General features: G+C 68.2%; 30 protein-coding genes and 1 tRNA gene. 15 read left to right on the forward strand and 16 right to left on the reverse strand.

Annotated elements, in window-relative coordinates; translation table 11 throughout:
* The first annotated feature begins 54 nt into the window (after positions 1–54).
* Positions 55–131 (forward strand) — tRNA-Met (locus Q8L83_RS06915).
* 69 nt (positions 132–200) lie between these two features.
* Here the strand turns inward: Q8L83_RS06915 and Q8L83_RS06920 are convergent.
* Positions 201–791, reverse strand: coding sequence for an exopolysaccharide biosynthesis protein (locus Q8L83_RS06920; protein ID WP_305285594.1), 591 nt, complete (start codon positions 789–791; stop codon positions 201–203).
* 61 nt (positions 792–852) lie between these two features.
* Complete coding sequence (locus tag Q8L83_RS06925; RefSeq protein WP_305285595.1) at positions 853–2,043, reverse strand: acyl-CoA dehydrogenase; 1,191 nt, start codon at positions 2,041–2,043, stop codon at positions 853–855.
* A gap of 370 nt (positions 2,044–2,413) precedes the next feature.
* Between Q8L83_RS06925 and Q8L83_RS06930 the strand changes: the two genes are divergently transcribed.
* The 4 genes from Q8L83_RS06930 to Q8L83_RS06945 all read left to right on the forward strand — a co-directional run bounded on the left by Q8L83_RS06930 (position 2,414) and on the right by Q8L83_RS06945 (position 4,679).
* Positions 2,414–2,647 (forward strand): hypothetical protein, encoded by a 234-nt coding sequence (locus tag Q8L83_RS06930; protein WP_305285596.1) that lies wholly within the window; start codon positions 2,414–2,416, stop codon positions 2,645–2,647.
* Between the two features lie 53 nt (positions 2,648–2,700).
* Positions 2,701–3,387, forward strand: coding sequence for a histidine phosphotransferase ChpT (chpT, locus tag Q8L83_RS06935; RefSeq protein WP_305285597.1), 687 nt, complete (start codon positions 2,701–2,703; stop codon positions 3,385–3,387).
* A gap of 105 nt (positions 3,388–3,492) precedes the next feature.
* Entirely contained in the window at positions 3,493–3,858 is a 366-nt protein-coding gene (locus tag Q8L83_RS06940) for a PleD family two-component system response regulator (RefSeq protein ID WP_305285598.1), read from the forward strand.
* Entirely contained in the window at positions 3,855–4,679 is an 825-nt protein-coding gene (locus tag Q8L83_RS06945; RefSeq protein WP_305285599.1) for a protein-glutamate O-methyltransferase CheR, read from the forward strand. Before Q8L83_RS06940 ends, Q8L83_RS06945 begins: the two co-directional genes overlap by 4 nt.
* Before the next feature lie 162 nt (positions 4,680–4,841).
* Here Q8L83_RS06945 and Q8L83_RS06950 read toward each other — a convergent pair whose 3' ends face one another.
* The 4 genes from Q8L83_RS06950 to Q8L83_RS06965 all read right to left on the reverse strand — a co-directional run bounded on the left by Q8L83_RS06950 (position 4,842) and on the right by Q8L83_RS06965 (position 7,546).
* Positions 4,842–4,979 carry an entericidin A/B family lipoprotein gene (locus tag Q8L83_RS06950; protein ID WP_305285600.1) on the reverse strand — a complete coding sequence of 46 codons (138 nt, stop codon included), beginning with the start codon at positions 4,977–4,979 and terminating at the stop codon, positions 4,842–4,844.
* A 47-nt stretch (positions 4,980–5,026) separates the two neighbouring features.
* A complete protein-coding gene (locus Q8L83_RS06955) occupies positions 5,027–6,682 on the reverse strand; it encodes a sensor histidine kinase (protein ID WP_305285601.1) in 1,656 nt (551 codons plus the stop codon).
* 76 nt (positions 6,683–6,758) lie between these two features.
* On the reverse strand, positions 6,759–7,352 hold the full coding sequence (locus Q8L83_RS06960; RefSeq protein ID WP_305285602.1) for a sigma-70 family RNA polymerase sigma factor: 594 nt from the start codon (positions 7,350–7,352) through the stop codon (positions 6,759–6,761).
* Entirely contained in the window at positions 7,352–7,546 is a 195-nt protein-coding gene (locus Q8L83_RS06965; protein WP_305285744.1) for a NepR family anti-sigma factor, read from the reverse strand. The genes Q8L83_RS06960 and Q8L83_RS06965 overlap by 1 nt, the downstream gene beginning before the upstream one ends.
* Positions 7,547–7,787: 241 nt before the next feature.
* On the opposite strand from Q8L83_RS06965, the gene Q8L83_RS06970 reads away from it, so the two are divergent.
* Together Q8L83_RS06970 and Q8L83_RS06975 are read left to right on the forward strand one after the other, a co-directional pair.
* Positions 7,788–8,588, forward strand: coding sequence for a response regulator (locus Q8L83_RS06970; protein WP_305285603.1), 801 nt, complete (start codon positions 7,788–7,790; stop codon positions 8,586–8,588).
* A gap of 124 nt (positions 8,589–8,712) precedes the next feature.
* On the forward strand, positions 8,713–8,886 hold the full coding sequence (locus Q8L83_RS06975; protein ID WP_305285604.1) for a DUF1328 domain-containing protein: 174 nt from the start codon (positions 8,713–8,715) through the stop codon (positions 8,884–8,886).
* Between the two features lie 84 nt (positions 8,887–8,970).
* Here the strand turns inward: Q8L83_RS06975 and Q8L83_RS06980 are convergent, their stop codons facing one another.
* From Q8L83_RS06980 to Q8L83_RS06995, 4 genes are all read right to left on the reverse strand, one after another.
* Complete coding sequence (locus tag Q8L83_RS06980) at positions 8,971–9,246, reverse strand: hypothetical protein (protein WP_305285605.1); 276 nt, start codon at positions 9,244–9,246, stop codon at positions 8,971–8,973.
* A 16-nt stretch (positions 9,247–9,262) separates the two neighbouring features.
* A complete protein-coding gene (locus Q8L83_RS06985; RefSeq protein ID WP_305285606.1) occupies positions 9,263–9,457 on the reverse strand; it encodes a hypothetical protein in 195 nt (64 codons plus the stop codon).
* Between the two features lie 373 nt (positions 9,458–9,830).
* Positions 9,831–10,286, reverse strand: coding sequence for an OmpA family protein (locus Q8L83_RS06990; protein ID WP_305285607.1), 456 nt, complete (start codon positions 10,284–10,286; stop codon positions 9,831–9,833).
* Positions 10,287–10,395: 109 nt separating this feature from the next.
* Positions 10,396–10,740 carry a YMGG-like glycine zipper-containing protein gene (locus tag Q8L83_RS06995; protein WP_304754709.1) on the reverse strand — a complete coding sequence of 115 codons (345 nt, stop codon included), beginning with the start codon at positions 10,738–10,740 and terminating at the stop codon, positions 10,396–10,398.
* A 160-nt stretch (positions 10,741–10,900) separates the two neighbouring features.
* Between Q8L83_RS06995 and Q8L83_RS07000 the strand changes: the two genes are divergently transcribed.
* Genes Q8L83_RS07000 through Q8L83_RS07010 form a run of 3 tightly spaced genes read left to right on the forward strand, consistent with a single transcriptional unit; the run spans position 10,901 to position 13,016 of the window.
* Positions 10,901–11,308 (forward strand): hypothetical protein, encoded by a 408-nt coding sequence (locus Q8L83_RS07000; protein ID WP_305285608.1) that lies wholly within the window; start codon positions 10,901–10,903, stop codon positions 11,306–11,308.
* A gap of 8 nt (positions 11,309–11,316) precedes the next feature.
* Positions 11,317–12,237: a diacylglycerol kinase family protein gene (locus tag Q8L83_RS07005; RefSeq protein WP_305285609.1), complete on the forward strand. Its 921-nt coding sequence runs from the start codon at positions 11,317–11,319 to the stop codon at positions 12,235–12,237.
* Positions 12,234–13,016 carry a metallophosphoesterase gene (locus Q8L83_RS07010; protein WP_305285610.1) on the forward strand — a complete coding sequence of 261 codons (783 nt, stop codon included), beginning with the start codon at positions 12,234–12,236 and terminating at the stop codon, positions 13,014–13,016. The genes Q8L83_RS07005 and Q8L83_RS07010 overlap by 4 nt, the downstream gene beginning before the upstream one ends.
* Positions 13,017–13,064: 48 nt before the next feature.
* Here the strand turns inward: Q8L83_RS07010 and Q8L83_RS07015 are convergent, their stop codons facing one another.
* From Q8L83_RS07015 to Q8L83_RS07030, 4 genes are all read right to left on the reverse strand, one after another.
* A complete protein-coding gene (locus Q8L83_RS07015) occupies positions 13,065–13,235 on the reverse strand; it encodes a DUF1328 domain-containing protein (protein WP_305285611.1) in 171 nt (56 codons plus the stop codon).
* Between the two features lie 107 nt (positions 13,236–13,342).
* Complete coding sequence (locus Q8L83_RS07020; RefSeq protein WP_305285612.1) at positions 13,343–13,981, reverse strand: superoxide dismutase; 639 nt, start codon at positions 13,979–13,981, stop codon at positions 13,343–13,345.
* A 102-nt stretch (positions 13,982–14,083) separates the two neighbouring features.
* Positions 14,084–14,479, reverse strand: a complete 396-nt coding sequence (locus Q8L83_RS07025) for a hypothetical protein (RefSeq protein WP_305285613.1) — start codon at positions 14,477–14,479, stop codon at positions 14,084–14,086.
* The gene (locus tag Q8L83_RS07030) at positions 14,476–14,793 is read right to left on the reverse strand and encodes a hypothetical protein (protein ID WP_305285614.1); all 318 of its coding nucleotides are present in this window, start codon (positions 14,791–14,793) and stop codon (positions 14,476–14,478) included. The genes Q8L83_RS07025 and Q8L83_RS07030 overlap by 4 nt, the downstream gene beginning before the upstream one ends.
* A gap of 166 nt (positions 14,794–14,959) precedes the next feature.
* Here Q8L83_RS07030 and Q8L83_RS07035 point away from each other — a divergent pair, with 166 nt between their 5' ends.
* Entirely contained in the window at positions 14,960–16,378 is a 1,419-nt protein-coding gene (locus Q8L83_RS07035) for an HWE histidine kinase domain-containing protein (RefSeq protein ID WP_305285615.1), read from the forward strand.
* Between the two features lie 3 nt (positions 16,379–16,381).
* Here Q8L83_RS07035 and Q8L83_RS07040 read toward each other — a convergent pair whose 3' ends face one another.
* Entirely contained in the window at positions 16,382–17,590 is a 1,209-nt protein-coding gene (locus Q8L83_RS07040; protein ID WP_305285616.1) for a CaiB/BaiF CoA-transferase family protein, read from the reverse strand.
* A gap of 104 nt (positions 17,591–17,694) precedes the next feature.
* Between Q8L83_RS07040 and Q8L83_RS07045 the strand changes: the two genes are divergently transcribed.
* The 4 genes from Q8L83_RS07045 to Q8L83_RS07060 all read left to right on the forward strand — a co-directional run bounded on the left by Q8L83_RS07045 (position 17,695) and on the right by Q8L83_RS07060 (position 20,359).
* Complete coding sequence (locus tag Q8L83_RS07045) at positions 17,695–18,291, forward strand: DUF4142 domain-containing protein (RefSeq protein WP_305285617.1); 597 nt, start codon at positions 17,695–17,697, stop codon at positions 18,289–18,291.
* A 92-nt stretch (positions 18,292–18,383) separates the two neighbouring features.
* Positions 18,384–19,064, forward strand: a complete 681-nt coding sequence (locus Q8L83_RS07050; RefSeq protein WP_305285745.1) for a fumarylacetoacetate hydrolase family protein — start codon at positions 18,384–18,386, stop codon at positions 19,062–19,064.
* 2 nt (positions 19,065–19,066) lie between these two features.
* Positions 19,067–19,711, forward strand: a complete 645-nt coding sequence (gene maiA / locus Q8L83_RS07055) for a maleylacetoacetate isomerase (RefSeq protein ID WP_305285618.1) — start codon at positions 19,067–19,069, stop codon at positions 19,709–19,711.
* 36 nt (positions 19,712–19,747) lie between these two features.
* Positions 19,748–20,359: a carbonic anhydrase gene (locus Q8L83_RS07060; RefSeq protein WP_305285619.1), complete on the forward strand. Its 612-nt coding sequence runs from the start codon at positions 19,748–19,750 to the stop codon at positions 20,357–20,359.
* A gap of 4 nt (positions 20,360–20,363) precedes the next feature.
* Here the strand turns inward: Q8L83_RS07060 and pbpC are convergent, their stop codons facing one another.
* A complete protein-coding gene (gene pbpC / locus Q8L83_RS07065) occupies positions 20,364–22,364 on the reverse strand; it encodes a penicillin-binding protein 1C (protein ID WP_305285746.1) in 2,001 nt (666 codons plus the stop codon).
* Positions 22,365–22,423 lie beyond the last annotated feature (59 nt).

Consider the following 22,423-nt stretch of genomic DNA (forward strand, 5'->3'; position numbering starts at 1 on the left):
TCAGATCACCCTTGCCAGCACACATGGCGCACCTCAGCGCGCCAACACATCTGCCGCGGGGTGGAGCAGCCCGGTAGCTCGTCAGGCTCATAACCTGAAGGTCACAGGTTCAAATCCTGTCCCCGCACCCAAACATCCAGATAACGCCCGCATGGCCAAAAGCCCCGCGGGCGTTTTCGCGTTCAACACACGCCCACCCGCTAAGCCACCACCGCCCACGCCACCAACCCTATGGCCATCAGCCCGGCGCTGAGGGCCGCCAGCACCACGACGCCATCGCGGGCCGTCAGCCCGAGTCCGAAGACCGTGATCGTCGCCGCTGGAATGGCGGTGGAGAACGGGATCAGCTCGAGCGGGGGCGTCAGCACGCCCACGAGGATACAGACCAGAGCCACGCCCTTGCGGCCCACGCCTTCGGTCATGCCGGTCATGCGCGGGCGGATCAGGCGATCGATGAACTGGGCGGGTCGGCGGGCGCTGCGCGCGCCCTTTTCCAGGCTGGCGCCCTTGATCTTCAGCTTGAGCAGCCAACGGGGCAGCCATACGGTCTCGCAGCCGACCAGCATCTGGCCGGCGATCAGGACGACCGTGAAGGCCAGCAGCGTCGGCACGCCAGGCACGGCGCTGACCGGCGTCATGGTGATCAGGCCGGCCATGAACAGCAACGGCCCATAGGCCCGCCCGCCGATGGCGTCACGGACCTCTTCCAGGCTGACCTTGCCGTCGGAGGCGGCGGCGGTGTCGCAGACGCAAAGAATGACGTCGTCGAGGGTGCGTGGACTGTCGGACATGGAGGCTCCCGAGGCGTCCATGGAGAACGCCCGGGACCGCCATTGGCGCCGTGGCCCTCGCCTAGAAGGCGTTTTCACCCGTGATGGCGCGGCCGAGGATCAGGGCGTGAACGTCGTGGGCGCCCTCGTAGGTGTTGACGGTCTCGAGGTTCGCCGCGTGCCGCATGACGTGGTACTCGCCGCTGATGCCGTTGCCGCCATGGATGTCGCGGGCCTCGCGGGCGATGGCCAGGGCCTTGCCGCAGTTGTTGCGCTTCATCAGGCTGATGGCTTCGGGGACCCAGGCGCCCTGGTCGATCAGACGGCCGAGCGCCAGGGCGCCCTCATAACCCAGCGCGATCTCGGTCTGCATGTCGGCCAGCTTCTTCTGGACCAGCTGGCGGGCGGCCAGCGGCTTTCCGAACACCTGGCGGCTGGCCACATAGTCGCGGCTGGCGTGCAGGCAGAATTCCGCCGCGCCCATGGCGCCCCAGGCGATGCCGTAGCGCGCCTTGTTCAGGCATGAGAACGGACCGCGCAGGCCGGTGACGCCAGGCAGCATCTGATCCTCGGGCACGAACACGTCGGCCAGCGCGATCTCGCCGGTCACCGAGGCGCGCAGAGACAGCTTGTTGTTGATCTTCGGCGTCGTCAGGCCCTCGGAGCCGCGGTCTACCAGGAAGCCGCGGATCACCCCGTCCAGCTTGGCCCAGACCAGGGCCACATCGCTGATCGGGCTGTTGGTGATCCACATCTTGGCGCCATTCAGCACGAAGCCGCCGTCCACCTTCCTGGCGACCGTCCGCATGGAGGCCGGATCAGACCCGCCGTCGGCCTCGGTCAGGCCAAAGCAGCCGATGATCTGGCCCCGCGCCATGCCGGGCAGGTACTTCTGCTTCTGGGCCTCGGAGCCGAAGGCGTAGATCGGATACATGACCAGCGAGGACTGGACGCTCATGGCCGAGCGATAGCCGGAATCCACCGCCTCGATCTCGCGGGCGATCAGGCCATAGGCCACATGATTGACGCCGGCGCCGCCGTATTCTTCCGGAATGGTGGCGCCCAGAAAGCCCAGGGCGCCCATTTCGCTCATGATCTCGCGGTCGAAGCGTTCCTCGGCATAGGCCGACACCACCCGCGGCAGGAGCTTGTCGCGGGCATAGGCGCGGGCCGCCTCCCAGATCATGCGCTCGTCTTCCGAAAGCCGCGAGATCAGATCCAGAGGATCCTCCCAGCTGAAGGTCTTTGGGGTCTCACCGGAATCCAGAGCCATGGCGGGCCTCCTTGATCTGCGACGTCTTGAACCTGACCCCGGGTTATGAACCCAATCTGGCCGATTTTACAGCCGCCTTCGCGTGCGACCGCGCGGCCTATTGGGTGTGAGCCAGCCGGGGGCCGGGGTGAAAAAGGGCCCCGCCCAGGCGGGGAGCCGGGCGGGGCGAAGCCTGGCGGGGAGGAAGCGCCAAGAGGGGACGTTCTGGGCGCCCGCGGGGGCGGCGGGCGCGTCCAGTTGCGAGTCGTTATTAGAACGACCCAATCGGTAAGGCAATGCGAATAATTCGCAACAAGAGCCGTCCGAAAGATCACGCCACGAAATCGCCTCAGGCTCGCAACCCCGGGCGCGTCGTCCGAGTTAGGGATTCATGGAGAGCATCCCCGCCCACGGAAATCGATCCCAGGCCCCGTTGCGGGTCTTCATGTGGGTTGCGGTCTTCGCCTTCTTTGCGGGATTTGCGGGTTATCTTGCGGTCCATCTGTCGCCGCAAACGGGCGCCTCGCAAATGGCCATCGGGGTTGAGCCACCTCAGGACGTCTACAAGACGCCGACGCGCCTCTCGCCGCCGGATGCGCCCTGGGCGTTCGAAAAGTCGATCTGAGCCCCTGCTTTTCCTGTTCAGCCAGGCCCAAATCACGCCAGTCTCAAGGCGCGATGACAGACGTTTCCCCCTCCGCCGAATCCCAGTCCGCCGCGGTTGACGCCACGCCGGGCGCCGCCCAGATCGCCGCCTATCTGGCGGCGCGGATGTGTCACGACTTCATCAGTCCGGTGAGCGCCATCGTCTCGGGTCTCGACCTGCTGGAAGATCCGGACGCCCAGGACATGCGCGAGGACGCCATGGGCCTGATCGCGGCCTCGGGCCGCAAACTGGCGGAGATGCTGGCCTTCACCCGCGTGGCGTTCGGCGCTTCGGCCTCTGCGGAAACCTTCGACCCCCGCGATCTGGAAGCCCTGGCCCAGGGGGTTTTCCGGCATCAGCGGGCCGAGCTCGAATGGGCGGTCGAGGCTGCGTCCCTCGACAAGGCGTCGGCCCGCACAGCCCTGAACCTGGCCCAGCTGGCCGGCGCGGCGCTTCCCCTCGGTGGCAAGGCCCGCCTGCAGGCGGTTCATGATGGCGGGGCCACGGTGATCGCCGTGGAGGCTATCGGACCCAAGGCCCGGCTGCGGCCGGACATCGCTGCGGGCCTGGCCGGCGAGAAGCTGCCGGACGGCATGATGCACGGCCATTGGGTGCAGGCCTATTACGTCCACCTGTTCGTCGCCGAGGCGTCCGGCCGGGTGTTCGCCGAGGCGGACGAAGAAAAGATCACCTTCGCCGCCACGCTGCCGTCCAGCTGAGTCTGCCCCCAAATCGGGCGCTCGATCCGGGTGATCTCCCAAAACCATACGGCTCCTTAACCAGGAGGGCGCGACAACTCGGGCTCTCATATTGGGAGTATTCGGTTGAGGACTTGCCTCATCGTCGATGACAGCCGGGTGATCCGGAAGGTCGCGCGCAGGATCCTGGAGGATCTCGGCTTCGATATCGCCGAGGCCGCCGATGGCGCCGAGGCGCTGGCCTGGTGTCGCACGGCCATGCCCGACGTGGTCCTGCTCGACTGGAACATGCCGGTGATGAACGGCCTCGAATTCCTGCGTGGCCTGAGGATGGAGCCCGGCGGCGGCGCGCCCAAGGTGGTGTTCTGCACCGTCGAGAACGAGTTGGCCGCCATTCGCGAGGCGCTGGAGAGCGGGGCCGACGAGTACATCATGAAGCCCTTCGACAGCGAGATCGTGGCGGCCAAGTTCGCCCAGGCAGGCCTGGTATGAAGCCCGAGGATCGCGATCTCGTCGCCCAGCTCTGCGCGGCCCGTTCAGGCCAGCAGGTTGATCCGGCCAAAGACTATCTTCTTGAGACCCGCCTGGGCCCCGTGGCCCGCCGCGAAGGTTTCGACAGCATCGCCGACCTGATATCTGGCCTGCGCACGCGGCGGGAAGATCGGTTGATCTGGGCCATCGTGGAAGCCATGGCCGCCGGCGACACCAGCTTCTTTCGCGACCAGGCGCTCTTCAATCTGTTCCGTGATGACCTGGCGCCGGACCTGGTCCGTCGACGGGGCGACCAGCCGATCCGCATCTGGAGCGCCGCCTGCGCCACGGGCCAGGAGGTGCACTCCCTGGCCATGCTGGTGGACGAGATGGCGGGCGACCACCCGGCGGCCCAGTTCGAAATTTTCGGCTCCGACCTGTCGGAGCGCGCCCTGGAAAAGGCCCAGAGCGGCCTCTACACCCAATTCGAGGTTCAGAGGGGCCTGCCGATCCGCAGCCTGGTTCGCCATTTCGACAAGATCGACGACGCCTGGGTGATCTCGCCCCGCATCCGTCAGGCGATCCGCTGGCGGCGACTGAACCTGATCGGCGACCTGTCGCGGGTCCGGGGATTCGACGTGATCTTCTGTCGCCACGTTCTGGAAACGATGATCGAACCGGCCCAACAGCGGGTGATCGAAAACCTGACGGCCGCTCTGAATCCGGGCGCCTACCTGGTCGTAGGAACCCATGAGGCCCAGGTTCTCGAGGCCCAGGGGCTGAAGGCCGCCGAGCAGGCGGGCGTCTTCCGATCCCCCGCAAACGCCAGGGCCGCAGCCTAGAGCGCGTTTCGATAGGCTGGACCGGCTATCGTCACGAAACGCGCTCACACATCAGGCTCTAGGCTTGCACCCAAAAAAAGAGGCCCCGCCACGGCGTTCGCCGGGCGGGGCCTTCTCTCTTGGACCGCGCAGGGCATAGCTCCCGCGCGTGTGGCCTGTTTCTTAGTTCTTGGCGTCTTCAGCGGTGCGGGTCACCGCGTCGCCCGCCGCGCCCACGTCCTGACCAGCGCCAGAGATGGTGTTGCAGGCGGTCATGCCGAGGCTGGCGGTCAGGGCGGCGAGAAGGAAAATCTTGCGCATTGTGGGAGGCTCCATTGTGAGGCTTGTCTGCGTCGGTGATCCAACGTTCAGGCTACAGCTTGGTTCCGTTCGGTGTCCTCCATCGCCTCAGGCGGCGGCGTCGGGAAGACCAGGCGCACGGTGACGCCGCCCGAGGCGTTTCTCAGCACCTCGGCGGCGCCGCGTAATTGCCGGGCGAAGGCGGTCATCAGTGTGCGGCCGACGCCGGTCCCGGCCAGGGCCTGTTCGGTGGCGACACCATCGTCAGCGATCTCCAGCACCGCTTCGCCGTTGGCCGTCCGGAAATCGACGCTGAGCGTGCCGCCCCGATCGGCGAAGGCGTGCTTCTGGGCGTTGGTGATGGCCTCGACGGCGAACAGGGCCAGGGGCGCCAGGCGATCGGGATCGATCATCAAGGCGTCGGCATGAAGTTCGGTCCTGACGGGGGGGCCGCGCATGGACTCGCCGGCCACCAGCTGGGCGGTGAGTTCCTCAAGGAAGGGGCGGAGATCGACCCGCTTGAGGTCGGGACCCTGGTAGAGGGCGCGATAGACCAGGGCCAGGGCCGAGATCCGCTGGCGCGTGTCGGACATCGCCGCGCGGGCGCCCGGATCCGACAGGGCCCGCTGCTGCATGCTGAGCAGACTGGAAATGACCTGCAGGTTGTTCTTCACCCGGTGATGGATCTCCCGCAGGAGCGCGTCCTTCTGGGCCAGGGAATCCCGCAGGGAGGCGTCGCGCCCGACAATGGCGTCGGCCATGTCTTCCAGGGTTTCGGCCAGGTCGCGGATTTCGGCCGGCATGTCCTCGGCCCGGGCCGGGCGCACGGTCAGCCGACCGCGGGCATAGAGGGCGGCGATCCGTTGCAGATAGATCAGCCATCTCACCACCACGCGATCGGCGGCGATGAAGACGGTGACCAGCACGACCACGAAGGTCATGAGCGGCAGGACAAGGCCGGTCAGCGGGTTCAACCGCGCCCAGGAAAACAGGCTGGGTGACTGGGCCGAGAGGATGACGAAGAGGCTCTCGCCGACCAGGGGGGCGGCGATATGAACGCGCCGCTCGCCGCCGGCCTGGGCGTACCAGACATAGGAGCCCGCCGACCGCGTCCGGGCCAGCCAGTCCTTCGGCGGGGGCGCGAAGGCGCCGGCGTTCGTCATGCTGAGATAGCGGCCGGCATTGTCCACCAGAGCGACCTCGGCGCCCTCGGGCAGGGCTGAGGCTGCTCTGCCAGGCTGAAGGCTGGACAGGGCGATCACCGCGGCCAGGGCGCCATCGAACTCGCCGGCGGCGTTGCGCGCCGGCACAGCGGCCACCAGGGCCGGCTGATCGGAATAGCTCACCCCCGGGTCGCGGGTGATGATCATGTCGTCGACCGTGCGCAGTTGCGCAAACCAGGGCCGCTCGCTGCGGCCAGGATCGCTGGGCACGGTGCCCGCCGCGCAGGCCACCCGGCCGTTCCGGTCGAACCGGATGAGATTGTCATAGCCCGGGATTCTGGCGGTCACTTCGGCCAGCCGCCGGGCGCAGGCGAAGCCTACCGAGCCTGGCGCCAGGGTTTCCAGCAGGATGTCGGCCGATTCCATGCGGGCGCGGGCGTCGGCGGCGCTGCGCTGGGCCGCCGAACCCAGGCTCTCGCGCAGAAGCTCGGCCTCACGATTGAAAGCCACGGCGGTCTGCACCGCCCCCAGCATCAGGATGGGCAGCAGGGCCGCAGCCATGGCTGCGATCAGCCTTACCCGAATGGTGCTGAGCGAAGCCCATGGATCAGTGTTCAAGGCGCCGCCCCCTGGGCGCTCAGCGGACGGTGCTGAGTCGCTCGGCGTCGGCCAGGATCGACCGCATCGCGTCGCCTGCCGCACCGCCATCGCGGTCATAGGCGCCGTCTTCGAGGATGGATTGCAGGGCCTTGCGCGCCCGGCTTACGCGGCTCTTCACCGTGCCGACAGCCACCCCGCAGATCTCGGCCGCTTCTTCATATGCGAAGCCGCCGGCGCCGACGAGGATCAGCGCCTCTCGCTGCTCAGGGGGCAACATGCCCAGGCTGAGGCGAAGTTCGTCCAGGGCCACCGGCGCCTCGGGATCATCGACCGCGACCAGGGTCCGCTCGGCGGCCTCCTGATCGAGCTGGCTCTGACGCCAGGACCGGCGCTTTTCGGAATAGAACTGGTTGCGCAGGATCATGAAGGTCCAGGCCTTCATGTTCGTGCCCATCTGGAAGCTGGATCGGGCGTCCCAGGCCTTCATCATGGCGTCCTGGGCCAGATCGTCGGCGGCGGTCGCGTCGCCACAGAGGGTGCGTGCAAAGGCGCGCAGGTGCGGAATGAGGGTGACCAGCTCGACCTTGAAGGCTTCGTCGAGGGCGGGATCTCGCGGGCTACGGTCGATCATCAGCCCTGCTCCGCCGACTTGTCGGCGCGACGCAGGATCTCGAGAAAATCGTCGGGCACCGGCTCGTTGACCACCTCGTCGAACATCTGACGAAGACGCACGCCGATCGCCTGCTGCCGCAGGCGGGCCTCATCGAGGGCCGCGGCGTTCGCTTCGGAACCCGAGGAAGGATGTTGCGATTGCTGTTCGATCATATCCCCGGCGTCCGGATCTTGGAGCGGACGCCCCTTCATATTGTCATTCTGATCGCTCAAACGACCGGCCCCCCCGTCCAGTTCCCAACGGCCTCTATATAGGGAACCTGCTGTGTGAATGTCGAAAACGTATCGGGGGCGGAACCGGTTCCCTTCCTTTGCGTTTTATGCCGATGATGGATGAAGCGCGGTCGCAAAGGACGCTGCCGCGTGTCTGTTCTTGTCTCTACGGGAGGGGTCATTGAGTCTTCTAGCCCGACTGGCGCCGCATCTGCCGTATGTCCGGCGCTATGCGCGTGCGCTCACCGGCGATCAAACTACGGGCGACCACTATGTCCGCGTCGCGCTCGAAGCGCTGGCGGCGGGCGAGAAGGTGCTTGAGGCCAACCTCACGCCGCGGGTGGCTCTTTATCACGTGTTCCACACCATCTGGTGCTCCACCGGCGCGCAGCTCGAAGCGCGCAGTGGCGAGGACGCCGCCGACGAGGACGCCAATTCCCGCCTGATGCGGATCGCGCCGCGCTCACGCCAGGCCTTCCTGCTCACCGCCCTCGAAGGGTTCACCCCCAGCGAGACGGCCCAGATCCTGGGTGCGCGGTTCGAGGAGGTCGAGGGCCTCATCGCCGAGGCGCAGGCCGAGATCGACGCCGAACTGGCTACCGAAGTCCTCATCATCGAGGACGAACCGGTCATCGCCGCCGACATCGAGGCGCTGGTGAAGGAGCTCGGTCATACCGTGGTCGATATCGCCGCCACGCGCACTGAGGCGGTGGACGCGGTGAGCCGCAGTCGCCCGGGCCTGGTCCTGGCCGACATCCAACTGGCCGATGGGTCGTCGGGCATCGACGCGGTGAAGGACATCCTGGCCGAGCTGGATGTGCCGGTGATCTTCATCACCGCCTTCCCGGAGCGCCTTCTGACCGGCGAACGTCCGGAGCCGACCTTCCTGATCACCAAGCCCTTCCAGCCGGAAACGGTGAAGGCGGCGATCGGCCAGGCGCTGTTCTTCCATCCGCGCCGTAAGGCCAAGGCCGCCGCCTAGAGACGAGGCCGGGACACCCTCCCACCTCCGTCCGGGCGACCGGGCGGAGGGAACGGTGGCGCTTCGAGGGCGTTGGGTTCGAAAGGGCGTTTGCGCCCGATCAATCATCTCGAAGGACCACGCCATGCTGGGTTGGGCGATCGTATTTGCAGTCTTGGCCCTGGCGGCCGGCTATCTAGGGTTCATGGGTCTGGCTGGGCTTGCGGCCACCATCGCCAAGATTCTGTTCGTGCTGTTTCTGGTCCTGCTGGTGGCGAGCTTTGTGGTGCGCGCCATCCGTGGCCAGTCTGTGGTGTAGCGCTCAAGCTGGCCTGAGACCTTCGCATACGAAAAAGGGCCGCTGGATATCCAGCGGCCCTTTCGCGTGGCGGTTAAGGCAGGATCAGTTTGCAGGAGCGGGGTTCTGGTTGTCCGGGGCCGGGTTCTGGATCGGCGCGGGCGCATCCTGCTGGAAGGTCGTGGCGTCCGTGGTTTGTCGGCCGGCGTGCGGCTCAACCTCGGCCAGATCGTCGGCGCGGAACAGCCAGGCGCTGATCAGCGCAATGCCGGCCAAGGCGGTCGAGACCACGAGAACAAGCAGCACGGGTTTGCCCAGCGCGCCCTGTCGGGCAGGGGTCGCCGGCAATTTGGTTTCTGGATTGGCGGGGGAGTCAGCCACGGGGCTCTCCTATTCTTTATGTGTTGAAGATGCTGGCGGGGACGACGGGCGCATCGGCCTGGGCCGTCATGCCGCTCAGAAGCGCGATGGCGCTGGCCATCGCTGCGATGGAAACCACCGCCATGAGGCGGCTCTGGCGCGCCTGGTCGCGGTGCGAAAGCGTGGCGGCCCGGGACGAACCGGTCTGCGCAGCTTCACTTCGTCTGATCATGTCCTGCCCCTTCCATGGTCGCGCGAAGCCTGTGCTTCGCCTCACCAGATCAACGCAGGGGGTGCGGGGGCGTTCCTCGAATGGCGCCGCTTGTGGCGCTCGTTTTCCTCTGACCCGGTTTGGGCGGGGAGAATGAAAAAAATCGATGTCGGGCGGGAACGGAGGTCGGCGCGCCGAGTTTATTATCCTGCGGAGGCGGCGACGCCCCCCCCGACTTGAGGCTGGCCTCCCAAGGCTGGCCTGCCGCCTCCGCACCCCCCTTTTTCTCGATAATGCCACTCGGCGGATCTCCTGAGATCCGCCTTTCCTTTGGCGTGCGGGCCTTTGGCGTGGGGGCCATGGGTGTAGGGCGGCTTTCGGCCGCCCTGGCGTCTCAGCTACTGGGCGCAGCCAGACGCAGGACAATGTCGACCCGGCGGCGCATGGGTTGGGCCAGTCCCTCAGGCGTCACGGCGCCGGCGTCACCAGCGGCTTGCACATGAAACTGGGCGGCCGGCAGGCGGGCGGCGGCCAGGGCGGCCGTGACAGCCTTGGCGCGTTCCTGCGACAGGGCGAGGTTGGCGCTGGCCGAACCTGGCGCGTCAGCCAGTCCCAGCACATCCACGCGGGTGACCGTGCAGCCCTGCGCCTGATCGGCGGCCGCGCGGATCAGTTGTTCGGCGTCCGCCCCCAGATTGGCGGAATCAGCCTGGAAATAGATTTCGGCGCTCACATCGGCGCAACGGACGTCTTCCACGAGCGGCCGGTTTGGCCAGGCCTCGCAGCCGCCAAGCGCCAGCAGCGCCCCTAAGGTCACGATCCGCAGCCCAGATCCTTGCCGAACCATCATCTTGTTCACCCCATTTGCGCGCCAGCCGCGCTTCATTATCTAGAGCCATAAACGAAAAGAGCGGCCAGGAGTCCTGGCCGCTCTCTTTCTTTGGCGATCGCCGCGCTGATCAATAGCGGGGCTGGCCATCTTCCCAATAGTAGCGCTGGCTGGCCGAGTCGTAGAAGTAGTAGCGGCCGGCGCGCTCATCATAGTACTGGCGGCGATTGGGGACATTGGCGCCGCAGCCGCCGTCTTCCCGACAGCCCTTATAGGCGCCAGCCGCGCCGCCAGCGACAGCGCCGATGGCCGCGCCAGTGGCCGCGCTGCCCGATCCGACATTGTTGCCGATCACGGCGCCGGCGAGGGCGCCCAGGGCCGCGCCGCCCGCGGCGTTGCGTTCCACAGTTCCGGTTGAGGTGCAGGCTGCGGCCAGCAGGCCCGCGCCCGCGACAGCAATCAGAGACTTCATCATTTCAGGCTCTCCTTGAGCTTGTGCCAGACATCAAACGCCGGTCCTCTTGGTCAGGTTCCCGACCATCAGGCTCCGCTTAGTCATCGCCGCGGCCAAGGGTGGGAACCGGCGTCGGCGCCCGCCGTTAGCTTGACCGCAGATAAACAATGGAGCGCCCAGAATGTGGCCTCGATTTGGACGACGTGACCGCGACGGCATTCCTGCTGAAGCTATCGAGCCGATGGTGGTGGATCCGCGGGATCTGGAACGGGCCTATGAGCGGGGCCTGGCGGAGGGCCGGCGCGAAGAACGTCGCCGCCACAGCCATCCGATTCGCAATCTGATGATCGGCGTGGTGGTTCTGGCAGGCGGCGTCGTTCTCGGCGTGGCGGCCTGGTACGGCTCGTTTGGCGAGGGCGGCAGGGTCGTCGATCAGAAACTGGCGGTGGCCGCTGACCGCGCCGAGCCGGCCTTGCGCGCCGCCGCAGACGACGCCGGCGCAGCCCTCAGCGGGGCCGGCCGCGATCTCCAGACCAATACCGACCCCTCGACGGCGGCCGAGCCTGCCCCGTCTGACCAAGACCTTTAGGCGCGACGGTGATCAAGGGTGTTCGGAAGATCGAGGTCGTCCTCAATCTCGCCTCAGGCAGCGTCTCGAAGAACGCCCCTGACGAGGCCACGGACATCCTGTCACGCTATGACGTGACATCCCGCGTCTGCGCCTCGTCCTCGGGCGATCTGGAATCCTGCCTGCGCAGCGCGCTGGACGCAGGGCCGGACCTCCTTGCGGTGGTCGCCGGCGATGGCACGGCGCGGAGCGCGGCGGAGATGTGCGGGCCCGAGGGACCGCTGTTCGCGCCCCTGGCAGGGGGCACCATGAACATGCTGCCCCACGCCATCTATGGCGCCCGGCCGTGGCAGGAGGCGCTGGTCGATATTCTCGACAATGGTGTCGAACGGCCCCTGGCCGGCGGCACGGTGGACGGCAAGCTGTTCCTGGTGGCCGCCATCCTCGGCGCGCCAGCCCTGTGGGCGCCGGCGCGCGAGGCCATGCGCGAGGGCAAGGCGCGACTGGCTATCGAACGGGCGCGCACCGCCTGGTCCCGGGCCTTCTCGGGCCGGCTCCGCTACGTCATCGGCGACGGTCAGCGGGAGAAGGGCGAGGCCGTCATCTTCATGTGCCCGACCGCCAGCCGCAGCCTGGCCGATGACGAGCAAGCCTTGGAGGCCGCCGGTCTCGACCTGCATGGGGCCATGGAAGCCTTTCGACTTGGCCTCCATGCGGCGGTTGGCGACTGGCGCGACGATCCGGCGGTGGATCTGGGCCTGTGCCGGAAGGCCCGCGTATGGGCCGCCCGGGGCATCCCGGCGCTCCTCGACGGCGAAAGCGTGCAACTGGGGCCCCTGGCCGAGGTGGCCTTCGTGCCGCACGTGGCCCGTGTCCTGGCGCCGCCGGACGAGCCGGCCGGGGCCGAGAGGGATGTGGCCGCCAGTGTGCTGAACCCGGACGCCGCATGATCCGTATCGCCCAGCTGTCCGATGTCCATTTCGGTGACGAGAACCGGCCCGCCGTCGAGGCGGCTACCGAGATGATTCAGGCCGATCCGCCCGATCTCACCCTGATCACGGGCGACATCACCCGGTTTGCAGAGGTCGCCGAGCTCGAAGCGGCCAAGGCGTGGATGGAAACCCTGCCGCGCCCCTGGCTGGTGACGCCCGGCAACCATGACGCGCCCTATCTGGCCTGGATCGAACGGATCTTTGCGCCCTTCTCGCGGTTCGAGCGGATCATCGGGCCGGCCTGGAGCCAGGCGCACCTGGATGACCACGTGGCCGTGGCTGGCATCAACACCGCCCGCGGCGCCCAGTGGCGGCTGAACTGGTCCAAGGGCCAGATCGCCCGCAGCCAGGTTCGTGAGGCGGTCAGCTTCCTCGATGGCGCTTCGCCAGCTCACCTCCGGATCGTTGCGGTTCATCACCCCCTGACCGAGATGATCGGCGGCCCCATGACGGCCAAGGTCTGGGGTGGGGTGGACGCCGCCAGGGCGTTCAGCGAAGCGCGGGTGGATCTGGTTCTGTCAGGACATGTCCACGCGCCCTTCGCCCTGCCCTATGCTTTTGGGGATGGGCGGACCTATGCGATCGGCTGCGGCACGCTGTCCGTGCGCGAGCGGGGCATACCGGCCAGCTTCAACATGATCGAGGCGGACGAAGAGGCGGTCCGGATCAAGGCCTTGACCTGGTCCGGCTCGCGTTTCGAGGCGCACCGGACGTGGTCCCTGGACAGGCGGCGCTAGAGCGCGTTCCGATACCCGGCTATCGGGACGAAACGCGCTCAAGACTGCCTAGACGCGCCGGCCGCGCACCATGTGCATGATGGCCGAGACGGCGAACAGCACCAGAAAGACGAAGAAGAGAATCTTGGCGATGCCGACGGCGGCGCCGGCGATCGAGGTAAATCCAAGCACGCCGGCAATCAGGGCGACCACCAGGAAGACAAGAGCCCAGCTCAACATTTCCACGTTTCTCCAAAGAGGCGACCGCGCCGCCAAAGAAAAATCCCGCGACCTGAAGGGCCGCGGGATTTCAACGTGCTTGACTGTAAGCTGTTCCCAGCCCGTGATTAGTTCACCGGCGCTGGGTGGCGCCAGGCCTGGCCCTTGCCGCGGGCGGCGTCGTACTGGGCGGCCGCGAAGGTCCAGTGGGGGAGGTTGTCGAACCAGGCCTCCACGAAGGCCTTCCGGTCGTTCTGGTGATCCAGATAATAGGCATGTTCCCACACGTCGCAGGTCAGCAGCGGCGTCAGGCCCTGATGGGTCAGCAGATCGTCGGCGTCATGGGTGGATAGCACCTTCAGCTTGTCGCCCTCGGCGGCGAGCCAGCCCCAGCCCGAGGCGAAATGGTTCACCGACTCGGTGACGAAGGCCTCCTTGAGCTTGTCCAGGCCGCCGAAGTCACGGTCGATGGCGGCGGCCAGATCGCCCTGGGGCGTCTGCTTCTCGCCGATCATGCAGGTCCAGAAGAAGGTGTGGTTGTAGGTCTGGGCCGCGTTGTTGAAGAGCTTCTTCTTGGCCGGATCGCCCGCGGCGGCCTTGACCACCTCTTCGAGGCTGGCCGGGCTTTCGCCGGCGGCCTTCAGCAGGTCGTTGAGGGTGTCCACGTACTTCGCGTGGTGCTTGTCGTGGTGATAGCCCATGGTTTCGGCGGAGATCACCGGCGACAGGGCGTCGTAGGCGTAGGGCAGGTCGGGGAGCTTGAACATGGCGGTCCTTGGGGTCGAAGTTTAGTCACGTGAAGCGACGCGCCCCCTTGAGGGACGCGCCTGTCGAGCTTCGATTGCGGTCCCTTGGCGGGATGCGCAAAGCTAGTGTCGGCCTGCCGTACGGCCAGCGAGGAATGCGCTGAGGGCCGCGGCGATCACCTTCGGGTTTCTCACCGCCAGAGTGCCGGCCGTCAGCACCGCCAGAAGCCCGGCGGCGCCGGCCGCCAGCGGATGCTGGCGCGCCAGATCGAAGGCCCGAGCCGTGAGGCTGTCGTCATCCTGCAGCACGGGCAAGGTCGGACCCTTGCCGCGCACGGCGAACACAACGGCCCCGAGAAGCAGGCCGGTGACCAGCGCCAGGACCCCGGCGGCTCCGGCCGGCCCCAGGGGCCCTGCCAGCACAGCGAACAGGGCAAAACCAGCTGCGCTCACGCACAGCATGGTCAATGCCCAGATTGCGGCGAGGCCGATGACGGCGGTGAGCGCCTTTTCGATCAACGGCGACCGCCGGCGAGCAACAGCCCGATGACCACACCGACGCCGACGGCGACGCCGGTCGCGGCCAGGGGACGTTCACGCACATGTTCGACGACGTAGCGCTGCGCCTCTTCGATCTGCTCGCCCGCCGTGTCGGCATAGGCGCGCGACTGGGCGCGGATCTGTTCAACGCCCTCTTGCACGGCGCGTTCGAAATGCTTGGCGGCGTCGCGGAAGGTGCGCTGAGCGTCGTCAGCGAGCACCTGGGCGGAGTTGGCCGCGGAGCTGGCGGCCGCCTTGGCTTCGCTCGTGGCTCGGTCGGCAGCATTCGTCATGAAGGTTCTCCACAGGTTCGAGGTCCCCGCACGCCTCGCACAGGGCTCTGCCTGAACGTGACATAGGCCAGGGCGGTTCCCGGTTCCAGGCCACCCTGGGTCAAAACTTAGCAATACCTCCACAGTTCCTGTCGCTTCGGCACAATCGCGGCGCTAGGGTTGCCTCATGGTCGCAGACGCAAGGCGCGCTCGCCTGGATATCGAGCACCTCGAACTGGCTCTCCAGGCGGCAGGCCTTGGGGAATTCCAGTACGATGTGCCCGGCGACTTCTATGTGATCAGCGAGCGCATGGCGGCCATCACGGGCGGCGAGGCCGGCTATCTGCCGGCCGAGGGCGGCAAGGCGCTCTGGCCCCGTATCCACCCTGACGACTTTGAGGAAACCCTCGGCCAGATCCGCGCCGGGTTCGAGGCTCACGACCGCTATGAGATCGAGTGCCGGGCTGCCCCCCGCCCCGGCCTGCCTCAGGTCTGGCTCCGGGTCGTGGGCCAGAGAATCCGTGACGACCACGGCGAGGTCCAGGGCGTCATTGGCATTGTCGAGGACATTACGGCCCGCAAGGTCGAGGAGGACCAGCGCCACGCCCTGATGGCCGAGATCGATCACCGGGTGAAGAATGTGTTGGCCACCGTCCAGGCCCTGGCGGTGCAGACGGCGCGTCGGACATCGTCGATGGAGGGCTTTCTTCAGGCCTTTTCTGGCCGTTTGAAGTCGATGGGCTCGGCCAATGAGCTGTTGACGGCGGCCCGGTGGCGCGGGGCGGCCATCGATCATCTGGCCGCGGCCGAACTCGGGGGGCTCGCCCCTGGCCAGACCCGCTGGGAAGGCCCCGATCTGTTTCTCACGCCGCGCGCGGCCAACGCCCTGTCGCTGGCCTTGCATGAGCTGGCCACCAACGCCCTGAAGTATGGCGCCCTGTCGGTGGAGACCGGCCAGGTGCTGGTCTCCTGGAGAGAAACGCCGAACGGCGGCTTCATCCTCGACTGGACGGAGTCCGGCGGCCCGGTGGCCGCTCCGCCTCTGCGGACTGGGTTCGGGACCACGCTGCTCAGCCAGGTCACCGGGCGCGAGCTGAATGGAACCACCTCCCTGGAATTTCCCTCCACCGGCGCCCGGGCCAGGCTCGAGGCCGGCCCCGCGGCCCTGGTGGCGCGCCCAGATACGGTGCCTGAGGCCCCGAGCCGGCGCAGCGCAGAAACCGCCGCGGGCCCGGCCGGCCCGGTGGACCTGGCGGGCGCCCGGGTGCTGATCGTCGAGGACGCCGCGCTTCTGGCCATGGAGCTCGAGACCGGCCTGTCGGAGGCCGGCGCCATCGTCATCGGGCCCGCCTACGAACTGGAAGAGGCTCTGGCTCTGATGGACCAGCAGATCGACGCCGCGGTCCTCGACGCCAATCTCAACGGCCTGTCGGTCAGCCCGGTGGCCGACATCCTGGCCGAGCGCGGCGTGCCCTTCGTGTTCGCCACCGGCTATGGCGACGCGGGCGGAGCGCCCAGCGGCTTCGGCGCGCCGGTGATCCGCAAACCCTATGATGTGACCCAGGTCACGGCCGCTGTGGCCGACCTGCTACGCCCCCAAGTCTAGGGCCTAAATCACGCCGCGCGCGCGGAGATCGTCCAACGCCTGAGGCGACAGGCCAGCCAGGCTCTGCAGAACCTCATCAGTGTGGGCGCCGAGGGCTGGCCCTGGCCAGCGCACCTGGCCCGGCGTCGCCGACAGCTTGGGAAAGACGTTCTGCATCTTCACCTGCCCGAACACGGGGTGCTCCAGGGTGACGATGGCCTCCCGGGCGGCGAAGTGGGGGTCAGACAGCATGTCCGGCGCCCGATAGATGCGGCCGCAGGGCACGCCCTTTTCCTCCAGGCGCGCCAGGAGGTCCTCAAGACTATAGGTCGCCGTCCAGGCGCTGATCAGATCGTCCAGTTCCCCCTGCCGTTCGCCGCGGGCGGCATGGCTGGCGAATCGCGGGTCCCGCGCCAGGTCCGGCTGGCCCATCACCTCGCAAAGGCGGGCGAAGACCGTATCGCCGTTGCCGCCGATCAGGATCATCTCGCCGCCCGCGCAAGGGTAGACATTGGACGGGGCGATCCCCGGCAGCACCGAGCCTGAGCGCTCGCGCACATAGCCGGTGAGGTCGTATTCGGTGATCAGGTTCTCCATCACCGCCAGCACGCTCTCATAGAGGGCGGCGTCCACCACCTGGCCCCTGCCGGTCGCGTGACGGGAATGCAGGGCCATCATCACGCCCATGGCCGCATGCATGGCCGCCAAGCTGTCGCCGATGGAGATGCCGGCCCTGGCCGGCGGGCGGTCCGGTTCGCCGGTGATGTGGCGAAGCCCGCCCATGGCCTCGCCGATCAGGCCATAGCCCGCGCGGTGCGACAGGGGGCCGGTCTGGCCGAAGCCCGACACCCTGGCCATGATCAGCCCAGGATTGCCCTCCGAAAGGCGCTCATAGGACAGGCCCCACTTTTCCATGGCCCCGGGGCGGAAGTTTTCGATGACGATGTCGGCCGACGCGATCAGCGTACGGGCCAGGTCCTGACCTTCCGGCTGGCGCAGATCGAGGCCGACGGACTTCTTGTTGCGGCCGATCACCGGCCACCAGGGCGACTGGCCCTTGGGCAGACTGCGGCCCCACTGGCGCATGGGATCGCCGGTGCGCGGGTCCTCCAGCTTGATCACCTCGGCGCCGAAGTCGCCCAGGATCTGGCCGCAGAACGGCCCGGCGATCAGGGAGCCCATCTCGATGACCCGGAGGCCCGCCAAGGCGCCTTTCGCGGTGGTGTCGGTCATAGGGTTCTCCCCATTTCTTTGGAACAGATCACGAGCGCGTGAGTTTTAGCCCCGTCGCATCGACAGGCGCGACGCCAGAATTTGTCAACGTCTCAGGAGTTCACATGACCCGCCACCTGCTTATCGCGGGCGCCGCGATCGCCGCGCTTTCGCTCGCCGCCTGCGGTCAGCCGGCTGACCAGTCCGCCACCGCCCCGGCTGAAAGCGTGACCCCAGACGCCAACCCCACCGCCACCGTTCCGACCATGGCCGACGAGGCTTCGGCCCCGGACTTCGTGCGTCTGGCGGCCCAGAGCGACATGCTGGAAATCCAGTCCTCTCAACTGGCCCTGGAGCGCGCCCAAAACGCCGAGGTCAAGGCCTTCGCTCAGATGATGATCGACGCCCACACCCAGACCACGGCGGACCTCAAGACCGCCGTCGCGGCCACCGGCCAGCCGATCACCCCGCCGACCACGGCCGACGAAGAGGTCACCGACGAACTGAACGACCTGCGGGAGACCGAGGCCGCTGACTTCGACAAGGAGTATATGGAGCTCCAGGTCGAGACCCATCAGAAGGCCCTCAACCTGATGCAGCGCTATGCCGGCGACGGGGACATGCCCGGCCTGCAGGCCTTTGCGGCGGCCACCGCGCCCGCGATCCAGCAGCATCTGAACCAGGCGACGGCCCTGCGGGATCGGCTCGCCAACGCGAACTAGATCGGCCTAGACCCTACGAACCGACGACGATCAGGCTCCCGCTTCTGGCGGGAGCCTTTTCTTTGGCCGGGGGTGGGAGTACGGCCTTGACCATGACCGCATATGTCCTGGCTCCGCCACCCGTCACCGCCGTTCCCGTTGTGGGCGAAGAGGCCCAGTTTCCGGTTCGCCGTATTCTCTGCGTTGGCCGCAACTACGCCGCCCATCGCCGGGAGATGGGCGGGGACGACCGCGATCCGCCCTTCTTCTTTGCCAAGCCGGCCGACGCCCTCGTGCCGCCCGGCGCCGACGTGGCCTTTCCGTCGGCCACCGCCGACCTGCACCACGAGATCGAACTGGTGGTGGCGCTTGGCGCCGGCGGCGCCGATGTGGCGGTGGATCAGGCGCTGGATCTGGTCTTCGGCTACGGCGTCGGCTTCGACCTGACCCGCCGCGACCTGCAGGCCGTGGCCAAGGACAAGGGCCACCCCTGGGACGCCTCCAAGGGCTTCGACCAGTCGGCCCCGATCTCGGCGATCCGCCGCTGGCGCGGGCCTCCGCCCCAGGGCCGAATCTCGGCGACGGTGAACGGCCAGTGGCGGCAGGACGCCCAGGTGTCCGACATGATCTGGAACGTGGCCGAGATCATCGCCCAGGCCTCGAAGCTGTGGCGGCTCGCGCCCGGCGATCTGATCTTCACCGGCACGCCCGAAGGCGTCGGGCCTATTGTGCGGGGCGACCTCGTGGCCGGCGCGGTGGATGGCGTCGGCGAACTCAGTTTCAAGGTGATCTGAACATGGCGCTGACCCTCTACAGTTCCTGGCGGGCCACCGCCCCCTACCGGGTCCGGATCGCCCTGGCGCTCAAGGGCCTCGCCTACGACTACATCCCCGTCAACCTGCCCAAGGGCGAGCAGCGCACCGCCGCCTATCTCGCACAAAATCCCCAGGGTCTGACCCCGATGCTGGTCGACGGCGAGGCCACCATGACCCAGAGCCTGGCGCTGATCGAGTGGCTGGACGAGACGCATCCGGAGCCGCCGCTGCTTCCGTCTGATCCCACGGGCCGTCAGGTGGTCCGCGCCATGGCCGGGATCATCGCCTGCGACATCCACCCCCTGAACAATCTGCGCATCCACCAGCAACTGGCCGCCCTGGGGGTCAGCGAGGCTGATCGGCAGGCCTGGGTGGCGCGCTGGATGACCGAGGGCTTCGACGCCCTGGAGCCGATGATCGCTCGCCACGGCCAGGGATTCGCCTATGGCGCCGAGCCGGGGCTGGCCGACTGCTGCGTGGTCCCCCAGGTCTATTCGGCCGACCGCTTCGGGGTGGACCTTTCGCCCTATCCGGCGATAAGGGCTGCGGCCGAACGGGCGCGGGCCCATCCCGCTTTTGTGGCGGCCCACCCAGACCGGCAGCCCGACGCCCCGGCGGCGGGCTAGGCCGGGCGACGCTTCGTACAGGGAGGTTTTTCAACCATGCTCGACCACCTGAAGGACAACAATCGGGCCTGGGCCCAAGGCAAGCTTGCGGTCGATCCCGGCTTCTTCCAGCGCCTGGTGGGCCAGCAGAGCCCGGAATATCTGTGGATCGGCTGCGCCGACAGCCGGGTGCCGGCCAATGAGATCGTCGGCCTCGATCCCGGCGAACTCTTCGTCCACCGCAATGTCGCCAATCTCGCCCCGCCCCAGGACGCCAACTATCTGTCGGTGCTGCAGTTCGCCGTGGACGTGCTGAAGGTGAAGCACATCATGGTGGTCGGCCACTATGGCTGCGGGGGCGTGGTGGCGGCCATCGACGGTCAGCGGCGGGGTCTCGTCGACCATTGGCTGCATCCGATCCGCGAGGTCTACACCGCCAACCGCACGGAACTTGACGCCATGGACGAGCACGCCCGCCACGACCGGCTGTGCGAGCTGAACGTCATCCGCCAGGTGCGCAATGTCGCCTCCGACGTCTTCATCCGCGAGGCCTGGCTGCGGGGTCAGCTGGTCAGCATCCACGGCTGGGTCTATTCCCTGTCCAACGGGCTGGTGAACGACATGAACGTCACCTGCGCCGGCCCCGAGGACCTCGCCCGACTCTATTAGCGGCTCAGCCGCCGCGGATGCGCACCTGCGCCCGGGCGGCGCGGCCCTGGCCGTCGACCACATTGAGATCGTAGAAGCCCGGCCCCTCGGGCCGCCAGAGCACCTGGCCGCTCAGGGGGTCGGGACTTAGGGGCTGGCCGGCCACATACCAGGCCAGGTCCTCGCCGCTGGCCGCCAGCGCCAGGCCGCGGGACCCTGCGCCAAAGGCGTCCACCTGCACCACGGCGCCATCGGGGGGGAAGATCAGGCGCGGGCCTTCGGTGGTGCGGGTCTGGTCGTCCAGGGCGGCGGGCGCATTGCGCGGGGCGAGGGGCGGGGCGGCGGACGGCGGGCTTTGCAGCAGGTCGGCGACCTCGAACAGCAGGGGCAGGGCGGCGTTGCGTCCGGTCAGGCCGGCGCGAGCGCCGCCGTCGGCGCGCCCGCTCCAGACCACGATCACATGACCGCCGACGATGCCTGCGGCGACGGCGTCGCGGAAGCCGTAGGAGGTGCCGGTCTTATAGGCCATCAAGGGGCGACCTCGGCTCAGCGCGGCCGGCGTCACGCCGGCAGGCGGCGGGGTTTCCCGCAAGATGGCCAGGACTTCGTCGGCCGCCGTCTGGCTGACCAGCCGAACTCCCCGCTCCTCGCGCCGTGAACTGGCTTCGGCCTCGGTCCAGGCCAGGGGCCGCGCCAGGCCCCCGTCGCCGAGGGCGCCATAGAGCACCGCCATGTCCCGCAACGAAACCCCGACGCCGCCGAGCGCGATGGCCAGGCCGGCGTCGCGGGTCTCGGATCTCGGCCGCCAGAGGCGCACGCCGGCGGCCTCCAGCCGGCCCTCGAAGGCCGCCGGCCCCAGGCGGGCCAGGGTGTCCACCGCCGGCACGTTCAGCGAATGGGTCAGGGCTTCCCGGGCGGTGACCTGATCGTGGAAGACCCGGTCGAAGTTCTCCGGCTGGTAGTCGGCATAGCGCCGCGGGGCGTCGGCCATCCGCGTGTCGGGCGCCGCCAGGCCCTGCTCGAAGGCCATGGCGTAGATGAAGGGCTTCAGGGCCGAGCCTGGCGAGCGCAGGGCCCGGGTCATGTCGATCCAGCCGCCGGCCCGGTCCAGTCCCGCCGACCCCACCGAGGCGCGCACCGCCCGTCCGTCCAGGGCCACCACCAGGACCGCGGCGCTCGCCTCAGGTCCCTGGGCGCGGGCGGCGCGGGCCACCAGGGGCTCCAGCTGCGATTGCAGACCCGCGTCGAGGGTCGAGACCACGGAGGCCTCATCGACCCGGGCTGAACGGGCCAGTTCGCCGGCCGCGTGCCAGGCCAGCGCCGGGAAGGGGACACGGCTCGGCATCGGGTCCTCGCCCGCCTCCGCGGCTTCCAGGGGGCTCAGCTCGCCGGCCCGGACCATCTTGGCCAGAACCTGGTCCCGCGCCCGGCGGGCCGCCTCCGGCCGCCGGTCGGGCCTGCGCGCCTCGGGCGACTGGGGCAGGGCGATCAGTAGCGCCTGCTGGCCCGGCGTCAGGGTCACAGGCTCATGGCCGAAGTAGGAGAGGCTGGCGGCCCGCACCCCCTCAAGATTGCCGCCATAGGGCGCCAACGTCAGATAGAGGGCGAGGATCTCGCGCTTGGACAGCCGCGCCTCGATCTGCACGGCGCGGATCATCTCCACCAGCTTGGCGGGCACCGTGCGGGGCCGCGGCGTCAGCAGGCGCGCGGTCTGCATGGTGAGCGTCGAGGCGCCGGAGCTGACCTCGCCGGTGAACGCCGCTGAACCCGCGGCGCGGACCACGGCCAGCGGATCGACCCCGGGATGGCGCCAGAAGCGCGCGTCCTCGATCGCGACCAGTCGCCTGATGAAGCTCTCGTCGGTGCGCGCCAGGTCGGCGCGGATGCGCCAGCGGCCGTCCTCCACCGGCAGGGCGCGAAGCCAGGCGCCGCGACGGTCCAGCGCCACCGGCGAGGCCTGCGCGCCGCGCGACAGGTCCGGCGGCAGGGCGGCGTCCAGGGCCAGGCCCGCCACCTGCAGGCCCATGGCGACCAGCAGGCCCAGGGTCAGGCGACGGACCACCCGGGGCGAGCCCGCCGCCTGGC

Source organism: Phenylobacterium sp., assembly GCF_030680185.1.
GTDB lineage: Bacteria > Pseudomonadota > Alphaproteobacteria > Caulobacterales > Caulobacteraceae > Phenylobacterium.

What these genes read in the sequence shown, in the direction of transcription:
- Q8L83_RS07045 (WP_305285617.1), top strand. Translation starts at nt 17,695, where the DNA reads ATGACCCGCCACCTGCTTATCGCGGGCGCCGCGATCGCCGCGCTTTCG.
- Q8L83_RS07015 (WP_305285611.1), bottom strand. Translation starts at nt 13,235, where the DNA reads ATGTTGAGCTGGGCTCTTGTCTTCCTGGTGGTCGCCCTGATTGCCGGC.
- Q8L83_RS07000 (WP_305285608.1), top strand. Translation starts at nt 10,901, where the DNA reads ATGTGGCCTCGATTTGGACGACGTGACCGCGACGGCATTCCTGCTGAA.
- Q8L83_RS06920 (WP_305285594.1), bottom strand. Translation starts at nt 791, where the DNA reads ATGTCCGACAGTCCACGCACCCTCGACGACGTCATTCTTTGCGTCTGC.
- Q8L83_RS06950 (WP_305285600.1), bottom strand. Translation starts at nt 4,979, where the DNA reads ATGCGCAAGATTTTCCTTCTCGCCGCCCTGACCGCCAGCCTCGGCATG.
- Q8L83_RS06925 (WP_305285595.1), bottom strand. Translation starts at nt 2,043, where the DNA reads ATGGCTCTGGATTCCGGTGAGACCCCAAAGACCTTCAGCTGGGAGGAT.
- Q8L83_RS06945 (WP_305285599.1), top strand. Translation starts at nt 3,855, where the DNA reads ATGAAGCCCGAGGATCGCGATCTCGTCGCCCAGCTCTGCGCGGCCCGT.
- Q8L83_RS06985 (WP_305285606.1), bottom strand. Translation starts at nt 9,457, where the DNA reads ATGATCAGACGAAGTGAAGCTGCGCAGACCGGTTCGTCCCGGGCCGCC.
- Q8L83_RS06990 (WP_305285607.1), bottom strand. Translation starts at nt 10,286, where the DNA reads ATGATGGTTCGGCAAGGATCTGGGCTGCGGATCGTGACCTTAGGGGCG.
- Q8L83_RS07030 (WP_305285614.1), bottom strand. Translation starts at nt 14,793, where the DNA reads ATGACGAATGCTGCCGACCGAGCCACGAGCGAAGCCAAGGCGGCCGCC.
- pbpC (WP_305285746.1), bottom strand. Translation starts at nt 22,364, where the DNA reads ATGGGCCTGCAGGTGGCGGGCCTGGCCCTGGACGCCGCCCTGCCGCCG.
- Q8L83_RS06960 (WP_305285602.1), bottom strand. Translation starts at nt 7,352, where the DNA reads ATGATCGACCGTAGCCCGCGAGATCCCGCCCTCGACGAAGCCTTCAAG.
- maiA (WP_305285618.1), top strand. Translation starts at nt 19,067, where the DNA reads ATGGCGCTGACCCTCTACAGTTCCTGGCGGGCCACCGCCCCCTACCGG.
- Q8L83_RS07020 (WP_305285612.1), bottom strand. Translation starts at nt 13,981, where the DNA reads ATGTTCAAGCTCCCCGACCTGCCCTACGCCTACGACGCCCTGTCGCCG.
- Q8L83_RS07060 (WP_305285619.1), top strand. Translation starts at nt 19,748, where the DNA reads ATGCTCGACCACCTGAAGGACAACAATCGGGCCTGGGCCCAAGGCAAG.
- Q8L83_RS06995 (WP_304754709.1), bottom strand. Translation starts at nt 10,740, where the DNA reads ATGATGAAGTCTCTGATTGCTGTCGCGGGCGCGGGCCTGCTGGCCGCA.
- Q8L83_RS06965 (WP_305285744.1), bottom strand. Translation starts at nt 7,546, where the DNA reads ATGATCGAACAGCAATCGCAACATCCTTCCTCGGGTTCCGAAGCGAAC.
- Q8L83_RS07050 (WP_305285745.1), top strand. Translation starts at nt 18,384, where the DNA reads ATGACCGCATATGTCCTGGCTCCGCCACCCGTCACCGCCGTTCCCGTT.
- Q8L83_RS06930 (WP_305285596.1), top strand. Translation starts at nt 2,414, where the DNA reads ATGGAGAGCATCCCCGCCCACGGAAATCGATCCCAGGCCCCGTTGCGG.
- Q8L83_RS07010 (WP_305285610.1), top strand. Translation starts at nt 12,234, where the DNA reads ATGATCCGTATCGCCCAGCTGTCCGATGTCCATTTCGGTGACGAGAAC.
- Q8L83_RS06975 (WP_305285604.1), top strand. Translation starts at nt 8,713, where the DNA reads ATGCTGGGTTGGGCGATCGTATTTGCAGTCTTGGCCCTGGCGGCCGGC.
- chpT (WP_305285597.1), top strand. Translation starts at nt 2,701, where the DNA reads ATGACAGACGTTTCCCCCTCCGCCGAATCCCAGTCCGCCGCGGTTGAC.
- Q8L83_RS07040 (WP_305285616.1), bottom strand. Translation starts at nt 17,590, where the DNA reads ATGACCGACACCACCGCGAAAGGCGCCTTGGCGGGCCTCCGGGTCATC.
- Q8L83_RS06955 (WP_305285601.1), bottom strand. Translation starts at nt 6,682, where the DNA reads ATGGCTGCGGCCCTGCTGCCCATCCTGATGCTGGGGGCGGTGCAGACC.
- Q8L83_RS07035 (WP_305285615.1), top strand. Translation starts at nt 14,960, where the DNA reads ATGGTCGCAGACGCAAGGCGCGCTCGCCTGGATATCGAGCACCTCGAA.